The 21,808-nt window shown below is 49.1% G+C and carries 15 protein-coding genes, 3 tRNA genes, 1 rRNA gene and 1 pseudogene; 19 read left to right on the top strand and 1 reads right to left on the bottom strand.

What is annotated here, in order from left to right; all coding sequences use genetic code 11:
* Positions 1-118: 118 nt before the first annotated feature.
* The 3 genes from rrf (at position 119) to birA (ending at position 2,883) form a co-directional block, all read left to right on the top strand.
* Positions 119-234: ribosomal RNA gene (gene rrf, locus L1D43_RS19740) — 5S ribosomal RNA — on the top strand.
* Positions 235-890: 656 nt separating this feature from the next.
* Entirely contained in the window at positions 891-1,931 is a 1,041-nt protein-coding gene (gene murB / locus L1D43_RS19735) for a UDP-N-acetylmuramate dehydrogenase (protein ID WP_239854163.1), read from the top strand.
* On the top strand, positions 1,924-2,883 hold the full coding sequence (gene birA, locus L1D43_RS19730) for a bifunctional biotin--[acetyl-CoA-carboxylase] ligase/biotin operon repressor BirA (protein ID WP_239854161.1): 960 nt from the start codon (positions 1,924-1,926) through the stop codon (positions 2,881-2,883). The genes murB and birA overlap by 8 nt, the downstream gene beginning before the upstream one ends.
* 53 nt (positions 2,884-2,936) lie before the next feature.
* On the opposite strand, the gene coaA is transcribed toward birA, so the two are convergent.
* A complete protein-coding gene (gene coaA, locus L1D43_RS19725) occupies positions 2,937-3,887 on the bottom strand; it encodes a type I pantothenate kinase (RefSeq protein WP_239854159.1) in 951 nt (316 codons plus the stop codon).
* Between the two features lie 235 nt (positions 3,888-4,122).
* On the opposite strand from coaA, the gene L1D43_RS19720 reads away from it, so the two are divergent.
* From L1D43_RS19720 to L1D43_RS19645, 16 genes and pseudogenes are all read left to right on the top strand, one after another.
* Positions 4,123-4,198: transfer RNA gene (locus L1D43_RS19720), tRNA-Thr, on the top strand.
* A 7-nt stretch (positions 4,199-4,205) separates the two neighbouring features.
* A tRNA-Tyr gene (locus L1D43_RS19715) sits at positions 4,206-4,290 on the top strand.
* 36 nt (positions 4,291-4,326) lie between these two features.
* Positions 4,327-4,400 (top strand) — tRNA-Gly (locus L1D43_RS19710).
* A 189-nt stretch (positions 4,401-4,589) separates the two neighbouring features.
* Positions 4,590-5,476, top strand: a pseudogene (locus L1D43_RS19705) (GTP-binding protein).
* A gap of 282 nt (positions 5,477-5,758) precedes the next feature.
* A complete protein-coding gene (gene secE, locus L1D43_RS19700) occupies positions 5,759-6,130 on the top strand; it encodes a preprotein translocase subunit SecE (RefSeq protein ID WP_041508308.1) in 372 nt (123 codons plus the stop codon).
* Between the two features lie 9 nt (positions 6,131-6,139).
* Positions 6,140-6,682 (top strand): transcription termination/antitermination protein NusG, encoded by a 543-nt coding sequence (gene nusG / locus L1D43_RS19695; protein WP_011863955.1) that lies wholly within the window; start codon positions 6,140-6,142, stop codon positions 6,680-6,682.
* A 127-nt stretch (positions 6,683-6,809) separates the two neighbouring features.
* Complete coding sequence (gene rplK / locus L1D43_RS19690; RefSeq protein WP_011863956.1) at positions 6,810-7,238, top strand: 50S ribosomal protein L11; 429 nt, start codon at positions 6,810-6,812, stop codon at positions 7,236-7,238.
* Positions 7,239-7,242: 4 nt separating this feature from the next.
* The gene (rplA, locus tag L1D43_RS19685; RefSeq protein WP_011863957.1) at positions 7,243-7,944 is read left to right on the top strand and encodes a 50S ribosomal protein L1; all 702 of its coding nucleotides are present in this window, start codon (positions 7,243-7,245) and stop codon (positions 7,942-7,944) included.
* Between the two features lie 267 nt (positions 7,945-8,211).
* On the top strand, positions 8,212-8,709 hold the full coding sequence (gene rplJ, locus L1D43_RS19680) for a 50S ribosomal protein L10 (protein WP_041508310.1): 498 nt from the start codon (positions 8,212-8,214) through the stop codon (positions 8,707-8,709).
* A 53-nt stretch (positions 8,710-8,762) separates the two neighbouring features.
* Positions 8,763-9,131, top strand: a complete 369-nt coding sequence (gene rplL, locus L1D43_RS19675; protein ID WP_041508311.1) for a 50S ribosomal protein L7/L12 — start codon at positions 8,763-8,765, stop codon at positions 9,129-9,131.
* A gap of 238 nt (positions 9,132-9,369) precedes the next feature.
* Positions 9,370-13,401, top strand: coding sequence for a DNA-directed RNA polymerase subunit beta (rpoB, locus tag L1D43_RS19670; RefSeq protein WP_041508312.1), 4,032 nt, complete (start codon positions 9,370-9,372; stop codon positions 13,399-13,401).
* Positions 13,402-13,483: 82 nt separating this feature from the next.
* The gene (gene rpoC, locus L1D43_RS19665) at positions 13,484-17,698 is read left to right on the top strand and encodes a DNA-directed RNA polymerase subunit beta' (RefSeq protein WP_239854157.1); all 4,215 of its coding nucleotides are present in this window, start codon (positions 13,484-13,486) and stop codon (positions 17,696-17,698) included.
* 188 nt (positions 17,699-17,886) lie between these two features.
* Positions 17,887-18,261, top strand: a complete 375-nt coding sequence (rpsL, locus tag L1D43_RS19660; protein ID WP_011863962.1) for a 30S ribosomal protein S12 — start codon at positions 17,887-17,889, stop codon at positions 18,259-18,261.
* Between the two features lie 80 nt (positions 18,262-18,341).
* A complete protein-coding gene (rpsG, locus tag L1D43_RS19655; RefSeq protein WP_041508314.1) occupies positions 18,342-18,812 on the top strand; it encodes a 30S ribosomal protein S7 in 471 nt (156 codons plus the stop codon).
* Between the two features lie 75 nt (positions 18,813-18,887).
* On the top strand, positions 18,888-20,984 hold the full coding sequence (gene fusA, locus L1D43_RS19650) for an elongation factor G (protein ID WP_041508315.1): 2,097 nt from the start codon (positions 18,888-18,890) through the stop codon (positions 20,982-20,984).
* 79 nt (positions 20,985-21,063) lie between these two features.
* Positions 21,064-21,808 (top strand): elongation factor Tu (locus tag L1D43_RS19645; protein WP_239854155.1); only part of this gene is annotated, 745 nt, incomplete at its 3' end.

Here is a 21,808-nt window from a genome sequence, read left to right as displayed (position 1 = left end):
AGGTAATTGTTTGGCTGACAAAGCCGTAACGAAGCGAAGCGCGGAGTGTACTAGAGTACATGAGCACTGCAGCGAGGAAACAATGCCGTCAGACGAAGAATTAACCAGTAAGAATTTGTCTGGAAACCATAGCATTGTGGCCCCACCTGATCCCATCCCGAACTCAGAAGTGAAACGCAATCGCGCCGATGGTAGTGTGGGGTCTCCCCATGTGAGAGTAGGTCATTTCCAGGCGCCTAACATTTCTCGAAAGAGAAGCGATAAATCCCCAGCACGCCGTGTTGGGGATTTTTTCGTTTAACAGCCTTTAAAATATCGACTCGAACATGGGGAATATAAAGGGCCCGAACGCAGTGAGGTGCATTTCCATGTAGAGTAGGGCGAATATCGCGATAGCGATGTGCATATGGCTAAAAGATATTCCCGACACTTTCAGCATTTCCTACATCCATGTAGGTCAGCGCGAAGCTTTAGCGTAGCTGGCCATGACAGGCGCCTATTAAGTGAAGAAGCCACCTGAATAAGGTGGCTTTTTTGCGTTTAGGCTTTATGAAATCATCGACGCTTTCTCTCAAAACTGCCTTAATTAAAGTCGGGTGGTTTATTCACTTATGTAGGCATGAATACCTACTCCCGACGTCAGCCGAAAAATGCTGTTCGATAATCCTTTCAGCTTTACTCTATCTCATATCTTCTAGAGTGACTTATAGCTCACAAGCACAGTTCAAGGTGAGAGTTTGCACTCTGTGAACTCCCCTGGCCGCAAGCTGTAACTATCCATATAAGAATCTTGCGATCCCGTGAGATTAATCTTTGTTGGGATTTAGGCCGGAGGAGCCAGATACGTTACAATGGCTTTTTTGACTGATTGGCAAACACACGCTTCCTCTATGGACTCTAAGATCACAGATTCTTTAACGCAATTTAATACCCTTGGCCTCGAGGCTGATTGCTTTCGTTTGGTAAGAGCAAGGCAGGAGGCCGAGCTTATTGCCATTTGCTTGCAGACATTCAAAGCGCAGGAGCCCCTTTTGCTCATTGGCGGTGGTAGTAACATTGTCTTGACCGAAACCTTCCAGGGCACAGCGGTTTTAGTGGAGACCAAAGGGATAGAGGTGAGCCAGGATGACGAACATTATTACCTCAAGGTTGAGGCTGGCGAGGTGTGGCATGAACTCATCCAGTTCTGTCTCGAGCAGAATATGCCTGGTCTCGAGAATCTCGCGCTTATTCCTGGTTCTGTAGGCGCTGCGCCCATTCAAAATATAGGTGCCTATGGTGCGGAGCTGGCGCAATTTTGTGATTGGGTCGAATACTTAGACTTGCCTAGCGGTGAGATAAAGCGGCTTAAGGGCAGCGATTGCGAATTCGCTTACCGAGAATCTATCTTCAAAAATACCCTGAAGCGTCGCGCCGTGATTCTGAGGGTGGGCTTCATGTTGCCCAAGGTGTGGCAGCCCAACCTGAGTTACGGGCCACTGCAAGAATTGAGTGAACGCAAGCAAGGGGTGACACCGAAAGAGGTGTTCGACTGTATCTGTGACACACGTATGGCAAAACTGCCCGATCCTACCGTATTAGGTAACGTGGGTAGCTTCTTCAAAAATCCTGTGGTTAGTCAGCAAACATTCGACGCGCTTAAACAGCAATATGCCGACATAGTCGGCTATGTGCTCGCGGATTCACAGGTTAAGTTGGCGGCTGGCTGGTTGATTGACAGAGCAGGGCTGAAGGGAGAGTCTGTCGGCAATGCCTCGATTCACCTTAAACAGGCGTTGGTTATCGTCAACAAGGGGGGCTGCAGCGGCCAGGAGGTGTGTGACCTGGCTAGGCTCGTGATAGATAGGATATTCGATGATTTTGGCGTAAGGTTAGAGGTCGAACCTAGGATCATAGGTGCAACCGGACAGAAGGAATTAGCAGATGCATGATCAGTGGGCCCGTCGCCGAGATATTATTCGCTTGTTAAGCCAGGGGCAGTTTGTGTCGGGCGAGGCGCTGGCCAGTGAACTCGGTATATCTCGGGCGGCGGTGAGCAAACAGGTGGCCAACTTAGAGGAGTTTGGTGTCGATATCTATAGTGTCAAAGGCAAGGGCTATAAGTTAGCCACGCCTATCTCGCTTATCGATGAGACGGCCCTTAAGGCCTCGATAAAGAACCGTTGTTTCTACTTCAATGAGATAAACAGCACCAACGGATTTCTGCTTGAACATGTGAAGGACCTCAGCAGCGGCGATATCTGCGTGGCCGAGTATCAGTCTGCCGGGCGAGGACGCCGCGGACGTCATTGGGTATCTCCCTATGGCTGTCATCTCTATACCTCCTTCTATTGGCAGTTTTCTCAGGGCATGGCGCAGGCGATGGGCCTAAGCCTGGTGGTTGGCTGCTCATTAGTGACTGTGCTTCGCTCTTTGGGCGTAGAGGGCATTGGTGTTAAGTGGCCCAACGACATCTACCTCAATCATAAGAAGCTCGCGGGCATACTGATCGAGATGAGTGGTCAGGCCGACAGCGTATGTGACCTAGTCATTGGCATTGGTATTAACCTTTCTATGTCGCCGGCGCAGGCGGATAAGATAGATCAGCCTTGGAGCGATCTGTCTGAGCTGGCGCAGATGCCAGATAAGACGGAGTTGATGATCGCCCTGCAACGCCAGTTGGTGACCGATCTCGAACTGTTTCAGCGAGAGGGGCTTAGGGCGTTCCAAACAAGGTGGCGTGAGGCCGATCTGTTCGACGGTGAGCCTATCAAGTTGCTGATGGGCGAGAATAGCGTCGAGGGGATCTGCTGCGGTATCGACGAGCAAGGAGCGATATTGCTCAAGACGGAGGAGGGCACTAAGGCCTTCGTCGGTGGCGAGATATCCATGCGTCCAGCATAACAAAACGGCCATCAGTTGATGGCCGTTTGTTTTTATAGCGATGAAGTAGCTAGCTACTTACGCATTAGCACCTGGTGCATCATATGATCTGTCCCCTTACGCAAGATGAGATGTGCCCTGTCTCGGGTGGGCAGAATATTCAGGTTTAGGTTAGGGCCGTTGATGCTGTCCCAGATATTCGCGGCTATCTTAGTGGCCTCATCATCGTTCAACTCTGAGTAGTGATGGAAATAGGAGTTAGGATCGCTGAAGGCGCCGGTGCGGAACTTGAGGAAGCGGGAGATATACCACTCTTTTAACAGCGGCTCTTCGGCATCGACATAGATGGAGAAGTCGACAAAGTCGGACACGAAGGGTTGCTGTATGGCGACATGGGTGTCTTGCCCGGTCTGCAGCACATTGAGCCCCTCAATGATCAAAATGTCGGGCTGTTCTATCGCCTGTTGGGTATCGGCCACCCTGTCGTAACTGATATGGGAATAGATAGGCGCATGCACCAGACTCTCACCGGCCTTTATCTTAGAGATAAACTCGACCAGCAATTTCATATCATAGCTTTCTGGAAAGCCTTTACGTTGTAGCAGTCCACGACGTTTCAGCTCAGATAGGGGATAGAGAAAACCGTCTGTGGTGACCAGGTCGACCTTGGGGTGTTCGGGCCACTGACGCAACAAGGCTTGTAGGATACGCGCCGTCGTGCTTTTACCCACGGCGACACTGCCGGCAATGCTAATAATGTAAGGGCGCTTGGGCGGTACGCGACCGAGAAACTGATTCAATACCAGCCCTCTCTGCTGCTTGGCGCCGACGATCAGATTAAGCAGGCGGCTCAGGGGCAGGTAGATGTCGGTCACTTCATCGAGAGAGATAGATTCGTTGATGCCGCGTAGATCATCGAGATCGGATTCGCTGAGTGTTAAAGGCACTGATTTTCGCAGCTCGGCCCACTGTTGGCGGGCAAATGCGAGATAGAGTGCATTATGAATTTGGTTGTCGGCGTGCATGAATGAAATCTCCCCTTAGGCAAAGCACAGTACACCATAGATTCAAGCGGAACAACATCAAAAACACGATTCCATAATGGCTGATTAAGCGGTTCGAGGTTTATGGGTAAATAGTGCACTTTCTGAGGCTTGCGTGGCGGAAAAAACGTCGTTTAGGCGATTTTTTTGCAGATTTTTAAAAATAGGTATTGCACTTGTGCTCACGATTACCTAATATCCGCTACCGAAATGACACGCCGGCATAGCTCAGTTGGTAGAGCAACTGACTTGTAATCAGTAGGTCCCGAGTTCGACTCTTGGTGCCGGCACCATTTCTCTGGAGGGGTTCCCGAGTGGCCAAAGGGATCAGACTGTAAATCTGACGGCTCAGCCTTCGAAGGTTCGAATCCTTCTCCCTCCACCATTTTTCTAGGTAGTTAGGTAACCTTAGTTAGGTTGCGCGGATGTCGTATAATGGTATTACTCCAGCCTTCCAAGCTGATAACGCGGGTTCGATTCCCGCCATCCGCTCCAATTTTCGCTGATTGTGCCCGTATCTATGAGCCAGCCCAACAGGGTCCCGTTCACGATAAACTGCCTTCAGCCTTCCCAACTAAGCTTCCGTAATTATCTTAATTAAATCGATTCGATGACATTATAGGCATCGGATTTTTTGTTGTATGTAGATTTCATCACCAAGTATCTCTTAATTGGGGCAATACCATGGCTAAAGAAAAATTTGAACGTAGCAAACCTCACGTAAACGTGGGCACCATCGGTCACGTTGACCATGGTAAAACAACTCTTACAGCTGCTATCTCTCACGTACTGACTAAGACGTACGGTGGTGAAGCTAAAGATTTCGCACAGATCGATAACGCTCCAGAAGAGCGTGAGCGCGGTATTACCATCAATACCTCTCACATCGAGTACGATACTCCAACTCGTCACTACGCACACGTAGACTGCCCAGGCCACGCTGACTATGTTAAAAACATGATCACTGGTGCTGCACAGATGGACGGCGCTATCCTAGTAGTAGCTTCTACTGACGGTCCAGTCTGCCAATCGAAGACGTATTCTCAATCTCAGGCCGTGGTACTGTAGTAACAGGTCGTGTTGAGCGCGGTATCATCAAAGTTGGTGACGAAGTAGAAATCGTAGGTATCAAAGAAACTACTAAGACTACTTGTACTGGTGTTGAAATGTTCCGTAAGCTGCTTGACGAAGGTCGTGCAGGTGAGAACTGTGGTGTACTACTACGTGGTACTAAGCGTGATGAAGTTGAGCGTGGTCAAGTACTGGCTCAACCTGGTTCAATCACTCCACACACTCAGTTCGAATCAGAAGTATACGTACTGTCAAAAGAAGAAGGTGGTCGTCACACTCCATTCTTCAAGGGCTACCGTCCACAGTTCTACTTCCGTACAACTGACGTAACCGGTACTATCGAGCTGCCAGAAGGCGTTGAAATGGTAATGCCTGGTGACAACATCAAGATGGTTGTTACCCTAATCTGCCCAATCGCGATGGACGAAGGTCTACGTTTCGCTATCCGTGAAGGTGGCCGTACAGTTGGTGCTGGTGTTGTTGCTAAGATCATCGCCTAATCGCGTTTGATTTTATAAACACACTGAAAAAGGCAGCTTAGGCTGCCTTTTTTGTTTTAGGTCTCTCAGATATTGTGCTTATCCTTGTGCGGCTTAGCCTTGCTTACTGCGCGGAATAAGAATACAATCTATGGCCGATTTTTGACCCTCTGGGCTTACTGCTTGCTCTGGGAGTAAGTTCGGAGAATGTTAGTGGTGTGGTCTGGGCAATCTCCGCGGTTGCGAGTCTTTAATGCCTGACCATACTTAAGCTCAGGTCGTAGTGAGTAACGGAATTAACCGATGACAACAAATACTGAAAACCAGGGAAACTCTCTGGATATCGTTAAATGGGGCATAGTAGTCGTACTACTAGCGGCCGCCATTATTGCTAATCAGATGTATAGCGAAGCTAGTGTATTAGTTCGTGCTATCGGTGTCGTAGTGGCATTTGCTATAGCAGGTTTTATTGCGCTTCAAACCGAGAAGGGTAAACAAGCGCTGACTTTCGCTCGCGAGTCTCACATTGAAGTGCGTAAAGTGGTATGGCCGACGCGTCAAGAAGCCCTAAACACGACATTTATCGTACTGGCGGCAACAGGCGTACTGGCATTGGTTCTGTGGGGAATGGATGCGGTACTGCTGAGAATTGTTAATTTTATTACGGGCGTATAGGCATTTCGTATGACTGAAGCTAAAAAAAGATGGTATGTGGTTCAGGCCTTTTCGGGTTATGAAGGTCGTGTATGCAAATCATTGCTTGAACACATCAAAATGCACGGCATGGAGCACTACTTTGGCGAGGTACTAGTACCGACCGAAGAAGTTGTCGAGATGCGTGCAGGCCAGCGTCGTAAGAGCGAGCGTAAGTTCTTCCCTGGTTATGTGTTAGTACAGATGGAAATGAACGATGAAAGCTGGCATTTGGTAAAGAGCATCCCTCGTGTGATGGGCTTTATCGGTGGCACCTCTGATCGTCCAGCGCCTATCTCTGATCGCGAAGCAGATGCGATTCTACAGCGTCTACAAGAGACGACAGAGTCTCCGACTCATCGCGTGATGTTTGAGCCTGGTGAAGTGGTTCGCGTTACCGACGGTCCATTTGCCGACTTTAACGGTACCGTTGAAGAGGTCGATTACGAGAAGAACCGCGTTAAGGTGTCTGTAATGATCTTCGGTCGTTCAACACCTGTAGAGCTAGATTTCAGCCAGATCGAAAAAAGCTGATTAAATAAAGCACAAAACGTATTGGAAATGGGTGCGGATTTTTTGTATAATCCGCACCCATTATTTTCGGGGAGCTAATCGACATGTCGTCGTTAGCGTTTGTACCCAAACTTGAGGAAAATGTCTCATGGCAAAGAAAGTTGATGGTTACATCAAACTACAAGTAGCAGCCGGTGCTGCAAACCCGTCGCCACCAGTTGGTCCTGCATTGGGTCAAAAAGGTGTCAACATCATGGAATTCTGTAAAGCATTCAACGCTCGTACTGAAAAGTTCGAGAAAGGTATGCCAATTCCTGTTGTGATCACTGTTTACACTGATCGCTCTTTCACTTTTGAAACTAAGACTCCACCTGCTTCATTCCTGCTGCTTAAAGCTGCTGGTCTTAAGTCTGGTTCTGGCCGTCCTAACACTGAAAAAGTGGGAACTATCAAGCGTAGCGCTGTCCAGGAAATCGCTGAGACTAAAGCCGCTGATATGACTGGTGCTGACATTGAAGCGATGACTCGCTCAATCGAAGGTACTGCGCGTTCAATGGGTTTGGTAGTAGAGGATTAATATCATGGCAAAGCTAACTAAACGCGCGCGTTTGATCCGCGAAAAAGTAGAAGCGACTAAGAGCTACGACATCAACGAAGCTGTTGCACTACTGAAAGAACTTGCTACTGCTAAGTTCGTTGAAAGTGTTGACGTTGCGGTTAACCTAGGTGTTGACCCACGTAAATCAGACCAAAACGTTCGTGGCGCGACTGTTCTGCCACACGGTACTGGTCGTGAAGTACGTGTTGCTGTGTTTACTCAAGGTGCTAACGCTGACGCCGCTAAAGAAGCCGGTGCTGAGCTAGTTGGTATGGACGAGCTTGCTGCACAAGTTAAAGCTGGTGAAATGAACTTCGACGTTGTTATCGCATCTCCAGATGCAATGCGCGTTGTTGGTCAGTTAGGTCAAATCCTGGGCCCACGTGGTCTGATGCCTAACCCTAAGACTGGCACTGTAACGCCAAACGTTGCTGAAGCTGTTAAGAACGCTAAAGCTGGTCAGGTTCGTTACCGCAACGACAAGAACGGTATCATCCACACTACCATCGGTAAAGTGGACTTCGAACCAGTTCAACTGAAAGAAAACCTAGACGCTCTGCTAGGCGCGCTTATCAAAGCTAAGCCTGCTGCAGCTAAAGGCGTTTTCGTTAAGAAAGTAAGCATCTCTACCACTATGGGTGCAGGTGTTGCGGTTGATCAGAGCACTCTGAACCCAACAGCTTAATTTCTTAGCTTGTTTTACAAGGTGCGGGGATTAGTCTATAATGCGCGCACCTTGTGGGTTGAGGACCGTTTTCACTCGTGGAAACGGTTCACGTCCAAGACCGTAGGTGTTAACCATAAGCGTTAGCTTAATTTCCTACGTAGACGGTGTCGGACCCCAGATAGATTTATTCTGCCTGGATATTCGCGCCGTAAGTAACTGAGTATTTAATACTTAGTATGGTAATTGCTAGGGACAATCCCTAGATTGAATCCAGGAGTAAAGCCAATGGCATTAAGACTCGAAGACAAAAAAGCGATTGTTGCTGAAGTCAACGAAGCTGCCAAAGGTGCTTTATCTGCAGTTGTTGCCGATTCTCGCGGTGTGACTGTAGGTGATATGACCGGTCTTCGCAAAACCGCTCGTGAAGCTGGTGTTTACGTAAAAGTTGTACGTAACACACTAGTTAAGCGCGCTGTTGAAGGTACTGATTTTGAGTGCCTAGGCGAAACGTTTACTGGTCCTACTTTGATTGCATTCTCTAACGAGCACCCAGGTGCAGCTGCGCGTCTTCTTAAAGATTTCGCTAAAGCGCAAGAGAACTTTGAAATCAAAGCAGCAGCCTTTGAAGGGGAATTAATCCCTGCAAGCGACATTGATCGTTTAGCAAAACTACCAACATACGAAGAGGCACTAGCACAGTTCATGATGACTCTGAAAGAAGCATCTGCTGGCAAGTTCGTTCGTACATTGGCCGCTCTACGCGATCAGAAAGAAGCTGCTTAATTTTACAAGCCGCTTAAATAAATTGAATTCAGTACAATTAGGAATTTTTTGTTATGTCTATCACTAAAGACCAAATCTTAGAAGCCCTTGCAGCTATGTCTGTAATGGAAGTTGTTGAACTAATCGAAGCAATGGAAGAGAAGTTCGGCGTTTCTGCCGCTGCTGCTGTTGTTTCTGGTGGTGCTGATGCAGGCGCTGCTGCTGAAGAGAAGACAGAATTCGACGTAATTCTTGCTTCACACGGCGACAACAAAGTTGCAGTAATTAAAGCTCTTCGTGGCGCTACAGGTCTAGGCCTGAAAGAAGCCAAGGGTATGGCTGAATCAGCTCCAGTAGCTGTTAAAGAAGGCATCTCTAAAGAAGAAGCTGAAGCTCTGAAGAAAGATCTTGAAGAAGCTGGTGCTCAAGTAGAGATCAAGTAAGTTATACTCTAACTTACAACCTCCCGAGTGATCGGGCGGAGGCTGACGGTTTTTTAACCGTCGGCCTTTTTTGCGCTGTAAGCGTAGGCGATTTTTTATTCACCGTTTGTCGCCAGATTTCGCAGTCCCTAGCAGAGATTATTGGTTAGGTTCTTGCTTTCAACGGTGATGGGCAAACGTGCTGTTGCAACTTAGTGTTGTTTCAGTCTTGGTCACATCTCGCAATCAGAGGAAACCCATGGTTTACTCCTATTCTGAAAAGAAGCGTATTCGCAAAGACTTTGGTAAGCGTCCACAAGTGTTGGATATCCCTTACCTGCTGTCAATCCAGTTGGACTCGTTTAAGAAGTTCACCGATCAAGATCCTACAGGTGAGCGTGGTTTAGAAGCCGCTTTCCGTAGCGTTTTTCCCATCAAGAGCTTTTCTGGTAACTCAGAGCTGCAATATGTCAGCTATAAGCTAGGTGAGCCAGTTTTTGATGTGAAAGAGTGTCAAATTCGCGGTGTTACATACTCTGCTCCACTACGCGTTAAACTGCGTATGGTGTTGTATGATCGTGAAGCTGCGCCTGGCACAGTTAAAGACATTAAAGAACAAGAAGTCTACATGGGGGATATCCCTCTGATGACTGAAAATGGTACCTTTGTTATCAATGGTACTGAACGTGTTATCGTTTCTCAGCTACACCGTTCTCCAGGTGTATTCTTCGATCACGACCGTGGTAAGACCCACTCTTCAGGTAAGGTGCTTTATAACGCACGTATTATTCCTTACCGTGGCTCATGGTTGGACTTCGAGTTCGATCCTAAAGATGCACTGTTTGTCCGTATCGACCGTCGTCGTAAGCTTGCGGCGTCTATCATACTGCGTGCACTTGACTACTCGACTCAAGATATTCTCGATCTGTTCTTCGAACGTGTTCAGTACAAGATCAAGAAAGATAGCCTAGTCATGGCATTGGTTGCCGATCGCCTGCGTGGTGAGACAGCCAGCTACGACATCAAAGATGCTGAAGGTAACATCCTAGTTGAGAAGGGCCGTCGTATTACTGCGCGCCATATTCGTCAACTTGAAAAGACAAACACCACCGAGCTTGAAGTACCTGTTGAGTACATCTCAGGCAAGATTGCTGCACAAGACTACATCGACCCCGATACGGGCGAAGTACTGGTTTCTGCTAACGCTGAAATCAGCCTGGAAGATCTTGCTAAGCTGTCTATGGCCGGCATCAAAGAGATTGACACCCTATACATCAACGAGCTTGATCACGGTGCCTATATCTCTGACACCCTACGTATCGATTCAACCACTAACCGTCTAGAGGCGTTGGTTGAGATCTATCGTATGATGCGTCCTGGCGAGCCGCCAACCAAGGATGCTGCCGAAGCGCTATTCCAAAATCTCTTCTTTAGCGAAGAGCGTTACGACCTGTCTAAAGTGGGTCGTATGAAGTTCAACCGTCGTCTCAGTATCGATGACGACGAGGGTACAGGTATCCTGACCAAGGAAGATATCGTTGCAGTAATGCAGAAGATCATCGAAATCCGTAACGGTAACGATGAAGTCGACGATATTGACCACCTGGGTAACCGTCGTATCCGTAGTGTTGGTGAAATGGCTGAGAACCAGTTCCGCGTCGGTCTTGTTCGTGTAGAACGTGCCGTACGTGAGCGTCTGTCTCTGGGCGATCTTAACGAGCTGATGCCACAAGATCTGATCAACGCTAAGCCAATTTCTGCGGCAGTGAAAGAGTTCTTCGGTTCTTCTCAGCTGTCTCAATTCATGGACCAGAACAACCCGCTGTCAGAAGTGACACACAAGCGTCGTATCTCTGCGCTTGGCCCAGGCGGTCTGACCCGTGAGCGTGCAGGTTTCGAGGTTCGAGACGTTCACCCAACTCACTATGGTCGTCTATGTCCAATTGAGACCCCTGAAGGTCCAAACATTGGTCTGATTAACTCGTTGGCAAGCTTCGCGCGTACCAACTCTTACGGCTTCCTCGAAACACCATACCGCAAAGTGGTTGACGGTGTGATCACAGACCAGGTGGATTACCTGTCTGCTATCGAAGAGGGTCGCTACGTGATCGCACAGGCCAACATCGAAGTCGATGCCGATGGCCGTATGGTTGAAGAGCAGATCGCATGTCGTCATAAGGGTGAATCTACCTTTATGCGCGCTGCAGACGTTCAGTATATGGACGTATCTCCACAGCAGATCATCTCTGTGGCTGCCTCGCTGATTCCGTTCCTAGAACACGATGATGCGAACCGTGCATTGATGGGTGCGAACATGCAACGTCAGGCAGTACCAACACTTAAGGCCGACAAGCCTCTAGTAGGTACTGGTATTGAGCGTACACTTGCTGTCGACTCAGGAGTAGTTGTAGCCGCTAAGCGTGGTGGTTACGTCGACTATGTCGATGCAAGCCGCATCGTGGTTAAGGTTAACGAAGATGAGCTGACACCTGGCGAAGCCGGTATCGACATCTACAACCTGACCAAGTACACGCGTTCTAACCAGAACACCTGTATCAACCAGCGTCCATGTTGTAGCGTTGGCGATCCTGTGGTTCGTGGTGACGTACTGGCCGACGGTCCGTCTACCGACCTGGGTGATCTGGCACTTGGTCAGAACATGCGTATCGCGTTCATGCCTTGGAATGGTTACAACTTCGAGGATTCGATCTTAATCTCTGAGCGCGTTGCGCAAGAGGATCGTTTCACCACTATCCATATTCAAGAGCTTTCTTGTATTGCTCGTGATACTAAGCTGGGTAGCGAAGAGATCACCGCCGATATTCCAAACGTAGGTGAGTCTGCGCTGTCTAAGCTGGACGAATCAGGTATCGTTTACATCGGTGCAGAAGTGAAGGGTGGCGATATCCTGGTTGGTAAGGTTACGCCTAAGGGTGAGACTCAGCTGACCCCAGAAGAGAAGCTACTACGCGCTATCTTCGGTGAAAAAGCTTCTGACGTTAAAGACAGCTCACTGCGTGTCCCTAACTCTGTTAAGGGTACCATCATCGACGTTCAGGTATTTACCCGTGACGGCGTTGAGAAAGACAAGCGTGCTGTAGAGATCGAAGAGATGCATATCGCTCAGGCTAAGAAAGACCTGACCGAAGAGTTCAAGATCCTTGAAGAAGGTGTCTTTGGCCGTGCGCGTAACCTGCTCCTGGGAGCAGGTTTTGCCGAGGCTGAGCTTGATGCTCTGCCACGTCCTCAGCTATTGGTTCAAACCATTGAAGACGAAGCGAAGCAGACTGAACTTGAGCAACTTGCCGAGCAGCATGAAGAGCTGAAAGCCGATTTCGATAAGAAATTTGAAATCAAACGCCGCAAGATCACCCAGGGTGATGACTTGGCACCTGGCGTACTGAAGATCGTTAAGGTTTACCTAGCGGTTAAACGTACTATCCAGCCTGGTGACAAAATGGCGGGTCGTCACGGTAACAAGGGTGTGATCTCTAAGATCAACCCAATCGAAGATATGCCGTACGACGAAAAGGGTAACCCAGTGGACATCGTATTGAACCCACTCGGTGTACCATCACGTATGAACATAGGTCAGGTTCTCGAAGTGCACTTAGGTGCTGCGGCCAAGGGCATTGGTGATCGCATCACCGCTATGCTCGAAGAGCAGCGTGAACTTGCAGAGCTTCGTGGCTACATCAAGAAGGTATACGAACTCGGTGAAGGCGTGCAGCAGCAGGTCGATATCGATTCGTTCACCGATGAAGAAGTTCTACGTCTTGCTAAGAACCTCAAAGGCGGTATTCCGACTGCGACCCCAGCATTCGACGGCGCGAAAGAGAAAGAGATTAAGGACATGCTTGAACTAGCAGGTCTGCCAACCTCTGGACAGCTGAAGTTGTTTGATGGTCGTACCGGTAACGAGTTTGAACGTCCAGTAACCGTAGGTTACATGTACATGCTTAAGCTTAACCACTTGGTTGACGATAAGATGCACGCGCGTTCAACAGGTTCTTACAGTCTTGTTACTCAGCAGCCACTGGGCGGTAAAGCTCAGTTTGGTGGTCAGCGTTTCGGTGAGATGGAAGTATGGGCACTTGAAGCATACGGTGCCGCTTACACGCTACAAGAAATGCTTACTGTTAAGTCTGATGACGTTAACGGTCGTACTCAGATGTATAAGAACATCGTCGACGGTAACCATCAGATGCAACCAGGTATGCCTGAGTCCTTCAACGTATTGCTGAAGGAGATCCGTTCGCTCGGTATTAACATCGAGTTGGATCAAGAGTAAGACTTGGCCATCGCCGAAGTTTGGCAATAAACGGTGCTCTGCGAGAGCAGGGCACCTGGTTTAACTCCTTCAGGAGAGAAACGTGAAAGACTTATTAAAGTTTCTGAAACAGCAAAGCAAGACTGAAGAATTTGAAGGTATCAAGATCGGCCTAGCGTCGCCTGATCTGATCCGCTCTTGGTCATTTGGTGAAGTTAAGAAGCCAGAAACCATCAACTACCGTACTTTCAAGCCTGAGCGTGAAGGTTTGTTCTGTGCGCGTATTTTTGGTCCAGTTAAAGACTACGAGTGTTTATGCGGTAAGTATAAGCGTCTTAAGCACCGTGGTGTGATTTGTGAGAAGTGTGGCGTTGAAGTTACCCAGACTAAAGTACGTCGTGAGCGTATGGGTCACATCGATCTTGCAAGTCCAGTAGCACACATTTGGTTCTTGAAGTCTCTGCCGTCTCGTATCGGTTTGATGCTGGATATGACTCTGCGTGACATCGAACGTGTGCTTTACTTCGAATCTTTCGTGGTGATCGAGCCTGGCATGACCAGCCTCGAGCGCGGTCAGATGCTGACCGAGGAAAACTACCTCGACGCACTCGAAGAGTACGGTGACGAGTTCGAAGCCAAGATGGGTGCCGAGGCAGTACTTGAGCTGCTGCGCGCTATCGATCTTGAGAAAGAGATTGAAGAGATGCGCGAAGAGCTGCCATCGATCAACTCTGAGACTCGTCGTAAGAAGATCACTAAGCGTCTGAAGCTGATTGAGGCCTTCTACCAGTCTGGCAACAAGCCAGAGTGGATGATCCTCAAGGTGCTACCGGTTCTGCCACCTGATCTGCGTCCATTGGTTCCACTGGATGGCGGTCGTTTCGCGACTTCAGATCTGAACGATCTGTATCGCCGCGTGATCAACCGTAACAACCGTCTGAAGCGTCTGTTAGACCTGGCTGCACCGGACATCATCGTACGCAACGAAAAGCGTATGCTGCAAGAGTCTGTGGATGCGCTATTGGATAACGGTCGTCGCGGTCGTGCGATCACGGGTTCTAACAAGCGTCCTCTGAAGTCTTTGGCCGACATGATCAAGGGTAAGCAGGGTCGTTTCCGTCAGAACCTACTGGGTAAGCGTGTTGACTACTCAGGCCGTTCGGTTATTACCGTAGGTCCTACTCTGCGTCTGCATCAGTGTGGTCTGCCTAAGAAGATGGCACTCGAGCTGTTCAAGCCATTCATCTACGGCAAGCTAGAAGGTCGTGGCCTGGCTACTACCATCAAAGCTGCTAAGAAGATGGTTGAGCGCGAAGTACCAGAGGTTTGGGACGTTCTCGATGACGTGATCCGTGAGCATCCTGTGATGCTTAACCGTGCACCAACACTTCACCGTCTTGGTATCCAGGCGTTTGAGCCGGTACTGATTGAAGGTAAAGCGATCCAACTGCACCCATTGGTGTGTGCGGCATACAACGCTGACTTCGACGGTGACCAGATGGCGGTTCACGTGCCACTGACGCTAGAAGCTCAGTTGGAAGCACGTTCACTCATGATGTCTACCAACAACATCCTGTCACCTGCGAACGGTGAGCCGGTGATCACACCGTCACAGGACGTTGTATTGGGTCTGTACTACACCAGCCGTGAGCGTATCAACGGCCGCGGTGAAGGCATGGCATTCGAATCTGTTGCCGAAGTAGAAAAGGCATACCGTACTGGCGTTGCCGAGCTGCATGCTCGCGTTAAGGTACGTATTACCGAGACGACTATCGCTGAAGACGGCGAGCGCACCGAGTCACGTCGTATCGTAGATACTACTGTGGGCCGTGCCCTGTTGTCTCAGGTTCTGCCAAAAGGCCTTTCTTATGATCTGGTTAACCAGAACATGGGTAAGAAGCAGATCTCTAAGCTATTGAACACCTGTTACCGTCAGCTAGGTCTGAAAGATACTGTTATCTTTGCTGACCAACTGATGTATACCGGTTTCCACTTCGCGACCGTTTCTGGTGCGTCTGTGGGTATCAACGACATGGTGATTCCAGATGAGAAATACTCTCTGGTTGCCGATGCCGAAGCTGAAGTACTTGAGATTCAAGAGCAGTTCCAGTCGGGTCTTGTTACCGCCGGTGAGCGTTACAACAAGGTTATCGATATCTGGGCAAGTGCGAACGAAAAAGTTTCTAAGGCGATGATGGATAACCTGTCTACCGAGACAGTGATTAACCGTGATGGCGAAGAAGAAACCCAAGCTTCGTTCAACAGCATCTACATGATGGCCGACTCAGGCGCTCGTGGTAGTGCTGCACAGATTCGTCAGCTAGCTGGTATGCGTGGTCTGATGGCGAAGCCAGATGGCTCGATCATCGAAACCCCAATTACGGCGAACTTCCGTGAAGGTCTAAACGTACTCCAGTACTTTATCTCTACTCACGGTGCGCGTAAGGGTCTAGCGGATACCGCACTTAAGACAGCGAACTCGGGTTACCTGACTCGTCGTCTGGTTGACGTTGCACAAGACTTAGTGGTTATCGAAGACGATTGTGGTACACACGAAGGTCTGACAATGAAGCCGCTGATCGAAGGTGGTGATGTTGTTGAGCCGCTACGTGAGCGTGTACTGGGCCGTGTGGTTGCAGAAGACGTTTACTACCCAGGTACCGAAGATGTTCTTGCGCCTCGCAACACTCTGCTTGATGAAGCATGGTGTGACAAGCTTGAGAAGCACAGTGTCGATGAAGTGAAGGTTCGTTCTGTCATCAGCTGTGACACAGACTTCGGTGTGTGTGCGGCATGTTACGGCCGTGACCTTGCACGTGGTCACCTGATCAACCAAGGTGAAGCGATTGGTGTTGTTGCTGCTCAGTCAATCGGTGAGCCAGGAACACAGCTAACGATGCGTACCTTCCACATCGGTGGTGCGGCATCGAGAGCGTCTGCAGAAAACAACGTACAGGTGAAGAACGCCGGTACCGTTAAGCTGCACAACGCTAAGCACGTTGTTAACACAGAAGGCAAGCTGGTTATCGTTTCGCGTTCATCTGAAATCGCGATTATCGATGAGCTGGGTCGTGAGAAAGAGCGTTACAAGGTGCCTTACGGTACTATCCTAGAGAAGCTAGAAGATGCAGCGGTTAACGCCGGTGAAGTCATCGCTAACTGGGATCCGCACACTCACCCAATCGTTTCTGAAGTAGCGGGTAGCATCAAGTTCGTCGACATGATCGAAGGTGTCACCATGACACGTCAGACCGATGAGCTAACGGGTCTATCTTCTATCGTTGTGATGGATGTTGGTCAACGTCCTACGGCTGGTAAAGAGATGCGTCCAGCGATCCGTCTGGTTGGTGCCGATGGCAACGACCTGATGATTCCAGGTACTGAAGTACCAGCGCAATACTTCTTGCCAGGTAAGGCGATCGTTAACCAAGACGATAACGCACAAATCGCCGTTGGTGACGCGCTTGCACGTATTCCGCAAGAATCGTCTAAGACTCGCGATATTACCGGTGGTCTGCCACGCGTTGCTGACTTGTTCGAAGCGCGTAAGCCGAAAGAGCCTGCCATCTTGGCTGAGTACTCAGGTACTATCTCGTTCGGTAAAGAGACCAAAGGTAAGCGTCGTCTGGTGATCACTCCTGCCGATGGTGGTAAGCCATACGAGGAGATGATTCCTAAGTGGCGTAACCTGAACGTGTTCGAAGGTGAAAAGGTTGAGCGCGGTGAAGTTATTGCCGACGGTCCAGAAGCAGCTCACGACATCCTGCGTCTACGCGGTATTCACAAGGTAGCTAACTATATCGTTAACGAAGTGCAAGACGTTTACCGTCTGCAGGGCGTGAAGATTAACGATAAGCACATCGAAGTGATCATCCGTCAGATGCTGCGTAAGTGTGAGATCACCGAAGCTGGTGACAGTGAGTTCCTACCGGGCGAACAGGTTGAAGTGTCTCGCGTCAAGATCGCTAACCGCGAACTGGAAGCGCAAGGTAAAGCACCTGCTAAGTTCGAGCGTGAACTGCTGGGTATCACCAAGGCATCGTTGGCGACCGAGTCATTCATCTCGGCGGCATCGTTCCAGGAAACCACACGCGTATTGACCGAAGCTGCCGTAGGCGGTAAGAGCGATAAGCTACGTGGCCTGAAAGAGAACGTTATCGTGGGTCGTCTGATCCCGGCCGGTACCGGTTATGCGTATCACAACAGCCGTAACCAGGCTGCACAGGGTGGCCAGGCAGAAGAAGTGCCGGCAATCAGTGCCAGTGAAGCAGAGCAGAACCTTGCCGATCTATTGAACCTGGCTGGCAGCCCTGAATAATCAGTGCTAGTCGGTAAATAGATTGTAAAAAAGGCACCTCGGGTGCCTTTTTTTACTTAAATTGGGTAAAAAGTTGGCTATTTCTTGACAGCGACCCCTTACCTTTCTAAAATTTCGCGTCCCACACCTGTGGGATATAGATTTTTCACACCTTACTGTTGAGTTTATCAACTGATTCGGAGCTATACATGGCAACTGTAAACCAGTTGGTACGTAAGCCTCGCTCGCCAAAAGTCATCAAGACTAACGTGCCAGCGTTGAATGCGTGTCCACAAAAGCGTGGTGTTTGTACTCGCGTGTACACAACCACACCTAAAAAACCTAACTCTGCACTACGTAAAGTAGCTCGTGTGCGTCTAACTAACGGTTTCGAAGTAACTTCGTACATCGGCGGTGAAGGCCACAACCTGCAGGAACACAGCGTGATTCTAATCCGTGGTGGTCGTGTTAAAGACTTACCAGGTGTTCGTTATCACACTGTTCGTGGCGCATTAGACTGTGCTGGTGTTAGTGAGCGTCGTCAAGGACGTTCTAAGTACGGAGCTAAGCGTCCTAAGTCTTAACGTTTTCCGTTAAGTAAGGCCAAGCTAGAGATAATTGAGATTCCAGTTTTGGGGTCCCTGAAGCATACGGAGAAATTGTTATGCCAAGACGTCGCGTTGTAGGACAACGTAAAATCCTACCAGATCCAAAATTTAATAGTGAGTTGCTGGCTAAGTTCATCAACGTCATTATGCAGGACGGCAAAAAGTCGACTGCTGAAAAAATCATTTACAAGGCACTAGACGTTGTCGCTGAGAAGAAAGGCGAAGAGCACCTAGTGATCCTTGAAGCAGCCCTGGATAACGTACGCCCATCAGTCGAGGTTAAGTCTCGTCGTGTTGGTGGTTCTACTTACCAGGTACCATGTGAAGTTCGTCCAGTGCGTCGTAACGCACTAGCGATGCGCTGGTTAGTTGAAGCTGCACGTAAGCGTGGTGAAAAATCTATGGCTCTACGTCTAGCAGGTGAAATGCTAGATGCTGCCGAAAACAAAGGCACTGCTGTTAAGAAGCGCGAAGACGTGCATCGTATGGCAGAAGCAAACAAAGCGTTTGCTCATTACCGCTGGTAATCTTTTGGTGCAGGCGTTTGCCTGCACCATGTTTTACATCACTAAGGTACCTACCTTAGTAAAGAGGGTTTAATCGTGGCTCGTACAACTCCAATTGAGCGCTACCGTAATATCGGTATCTGTGCTCACGTTGACGCAGGAAAAACCACAACTACAGAACGTGTTCTCTTCTATACCGGTATGTCTCACAAGATCGGTGAGGTGCATGATGGCGCAGCCACCATGGACTGGATGGAACAGGAGCAGGAGCGTGGTATTACTATCACCTCTGCGGCAACGACCACGTTCTGGCGCGGTATGGATGCTCAATTTACCGAGCATCGTATCAATATCATCGACACCCCTGGCCACGTTGACTTCACTATTGAAGTTGAGCGTTCGCTGCGTGTACTCGATGGCGCAGTAGTTGTGTTCTGTGGTTCATCTGGTGTTGAACCTCAGTCCGAAACTGTATGGCGACAAGCGGACAAGTACCACGTCCCGCGCTTAGTGTTTGTCAATAAGATGGACCGCGCTGGTGCTGACTTTGAACGCGTCGTTGGACAGATACGTAACCGTCTGGGAGCGACCTGTGTACCTATTCAATTAAACATAGGTGCAGAAGAAGAGTTTAAGGGTGTCATTGACCTGATCAAGATGAAGGCCATTAACTGGAACGAATCAGATCAAGGTATGACCTTCACTTATGAAGAAATTCCCGCGGAGTTGGCCGATAAGGCCAATGAGATGCGTGAATACCTAGTTGAGAGTGCAGCCGAAGCCTCTGAAGAGCTGATGGACAAGTACCTTGAAGAAGGTGAGCTATCAGAAGAAGAGATCAAGGCAGCATTACGTCAGCGAACTCTGGCTAACGAGATCGTACTGGCCACCTGTGGTTCTGCATTTAAGAACAAGGGTGTGCAGGCGGTACTCGATGCTGTTATCGATTATCTGCCATCGCCAGTCGAAGTACCCGCCATTAAGGGTATTGACGAGCAGGAGAATGAAGTAGAGCGTCCGGCGGACGATAATGCGCCGTTCTCTGCGTTGGCATTTAAGATCGCGACAGACCCATTCGTAGGAACACTGACCTTTGTGCGTGTTTATTCAGGCGTATTGGAAACGGGTTCTGGCGTATATAACTCGGTCAAACAAAAGCGTGAGCGTATTGGTCGTATGGTGCAGATGCATGCAAACGACCGTAAAGAGATCAAAGAAGTCCGTGCTGGTGACATCGCGGCGGCTATTGGTCTGAAGGATGTTACTACAGGTGACACCCTATGCGATGCTGACCATAAAGTTATTCTCGAACGTATGGAGTTCCCTGAGCCCGTAATCACGATCGCTGTGGAGCCAAGATCTCAAGCCGACCAAGAGAAGATGGGTATTGCTCTGCAAAAACTTGCTGCAGAAGATCCCTCTTTCCGCGTTGAAACCAACGAAGAATCGGGTCAAACCCTGATCTCTGGCATGGGTGAGTTGCACCTAGACATCATCGTCGACCGTATGCGTCGCGAATTTAGTGTCGAGTGTAACGTTGGTAAACCACAAGTAGCGTATCGTGAGACTATTCGCTCGAGTGTAGAAGTTGAAGGCAAGTTCGTTCGTCAATCGGGTGGCCGAGGTCAATTTGGTCACGTTTGGTTGAAGCTTGAACCTCAAGAAGAAGGTTTCGGCTATGAATTTGTCAACGAGATTGTTGGTGGTGTTGTTCCAAGAGAATACATCCCTGCAGTAGATAAAGGTATCCAGGAACAGATGAAGAATGGCGTACTCGCCGGTTTCCCTGTTCTGGACGTTAAAGTAACGCTGTTCGACGGCTCATACCATGATGTCGACTCGAACGAGATGGCGTTTAAAGTAGCCGGCTCCATGGGCTTCAAGAAGGGTGCTCTCGAAGCAGACCCTGTGTTACTCGAACCTTGTATGAAGGTTGAAGTAACCACTCCTGAAGATTACATGGGGGATGTTGTAGGCGACTTGAACCGACGTCGCGGCATGATCGAAGGTATGGACGACGGCATTGGCGGCGTCAAAATCGTTCGAGCTGTAGTACCTCTATCTGAAATGTTTGGTTACGCAACTGACTTGCGTAGCGCTACCCAAGGACGTGCCTCATACTCTATGGAGTTCCTGAAGTACTCGGATGCGCCGCAGAATGTTGCAAAATCAGTTATAGAAGCGCGCGGATAATCGCAAACTAGTCTATAACTCATAATTGAATGCTATTGCTCAGCAAGGCTGAGTATTTCTGAAAAGAAAGGAATATATCGTGGCTAAAGAAAAATTTGAACGTAGTAAACCCCATGTTAACGTTGGTACCATCGGTCACGTTGACCATGGTAAAACAACTCTAACTGCTGCTATCTCTCACGTACTGACTAAGACGTACGGTGGTGAAGCTAAAGATTTCGCACAGATCGATAACGCTCCAGAAGAGCGTGAGCGCGGTATTACCATCAATACCTCTCACATCGAGTACGATACTCCAACTCGTCACTACGCACACGTAGACTGCCCAGGCCACGCTGACTATGTTAAAAACATGATCACTGGTGCTGCACAGATGGACGGCGCTATCCTAGTAGTAGCTTCTACTGACGGTCCAATGCCACAGACTCGTGAGCACATCCTGCTTTCTCGTCAGGTAGGTGTACCTTTCATCATCGTATTCATGAACAAGTGTGACATGGTTGACGATGAAGAGCTGCTAGAACTAGTAGAGATGGAAGTTCGTGAACTACTATCTGAGTACGACTTCCCAGGTGATGACCTACCAGTTATCCAGGGTTCTGCTCTGAAAGCCCTAGAAGGCGAGCCAGAGTGGGAAGCTAAGATCATCGAACTAGCTGAAGCACTAGACACTTACATCCCAGAGCCAGAGCGTGCAATCGACGGTGCATTCATTCTGCCAATCGAAGACGTATTCTCAATCTCAGGCCGTGGTACTGTAGTAACAGGTCGTGTTGAGCGCGGTATCATCAAAGTTGGTGACGAAGTAGAAATCGTAGAAATCG

The sequence above is a fragment of the Shewanella sp. Isolate8 genome (assembly GCF_022398495.1).
Classification (GTDB): Bacteria; Pseudomonadota; Gammaproteobacteria; order Enterobacterales; family Shewanellaceae; genus Shewanella; species Shewanella aquimarina.
The sequence above is the reverse complement of the archived record's forward strand: the minus strand, read 5'-3'. Positions and strand labels throughout refer to the sequence as shown.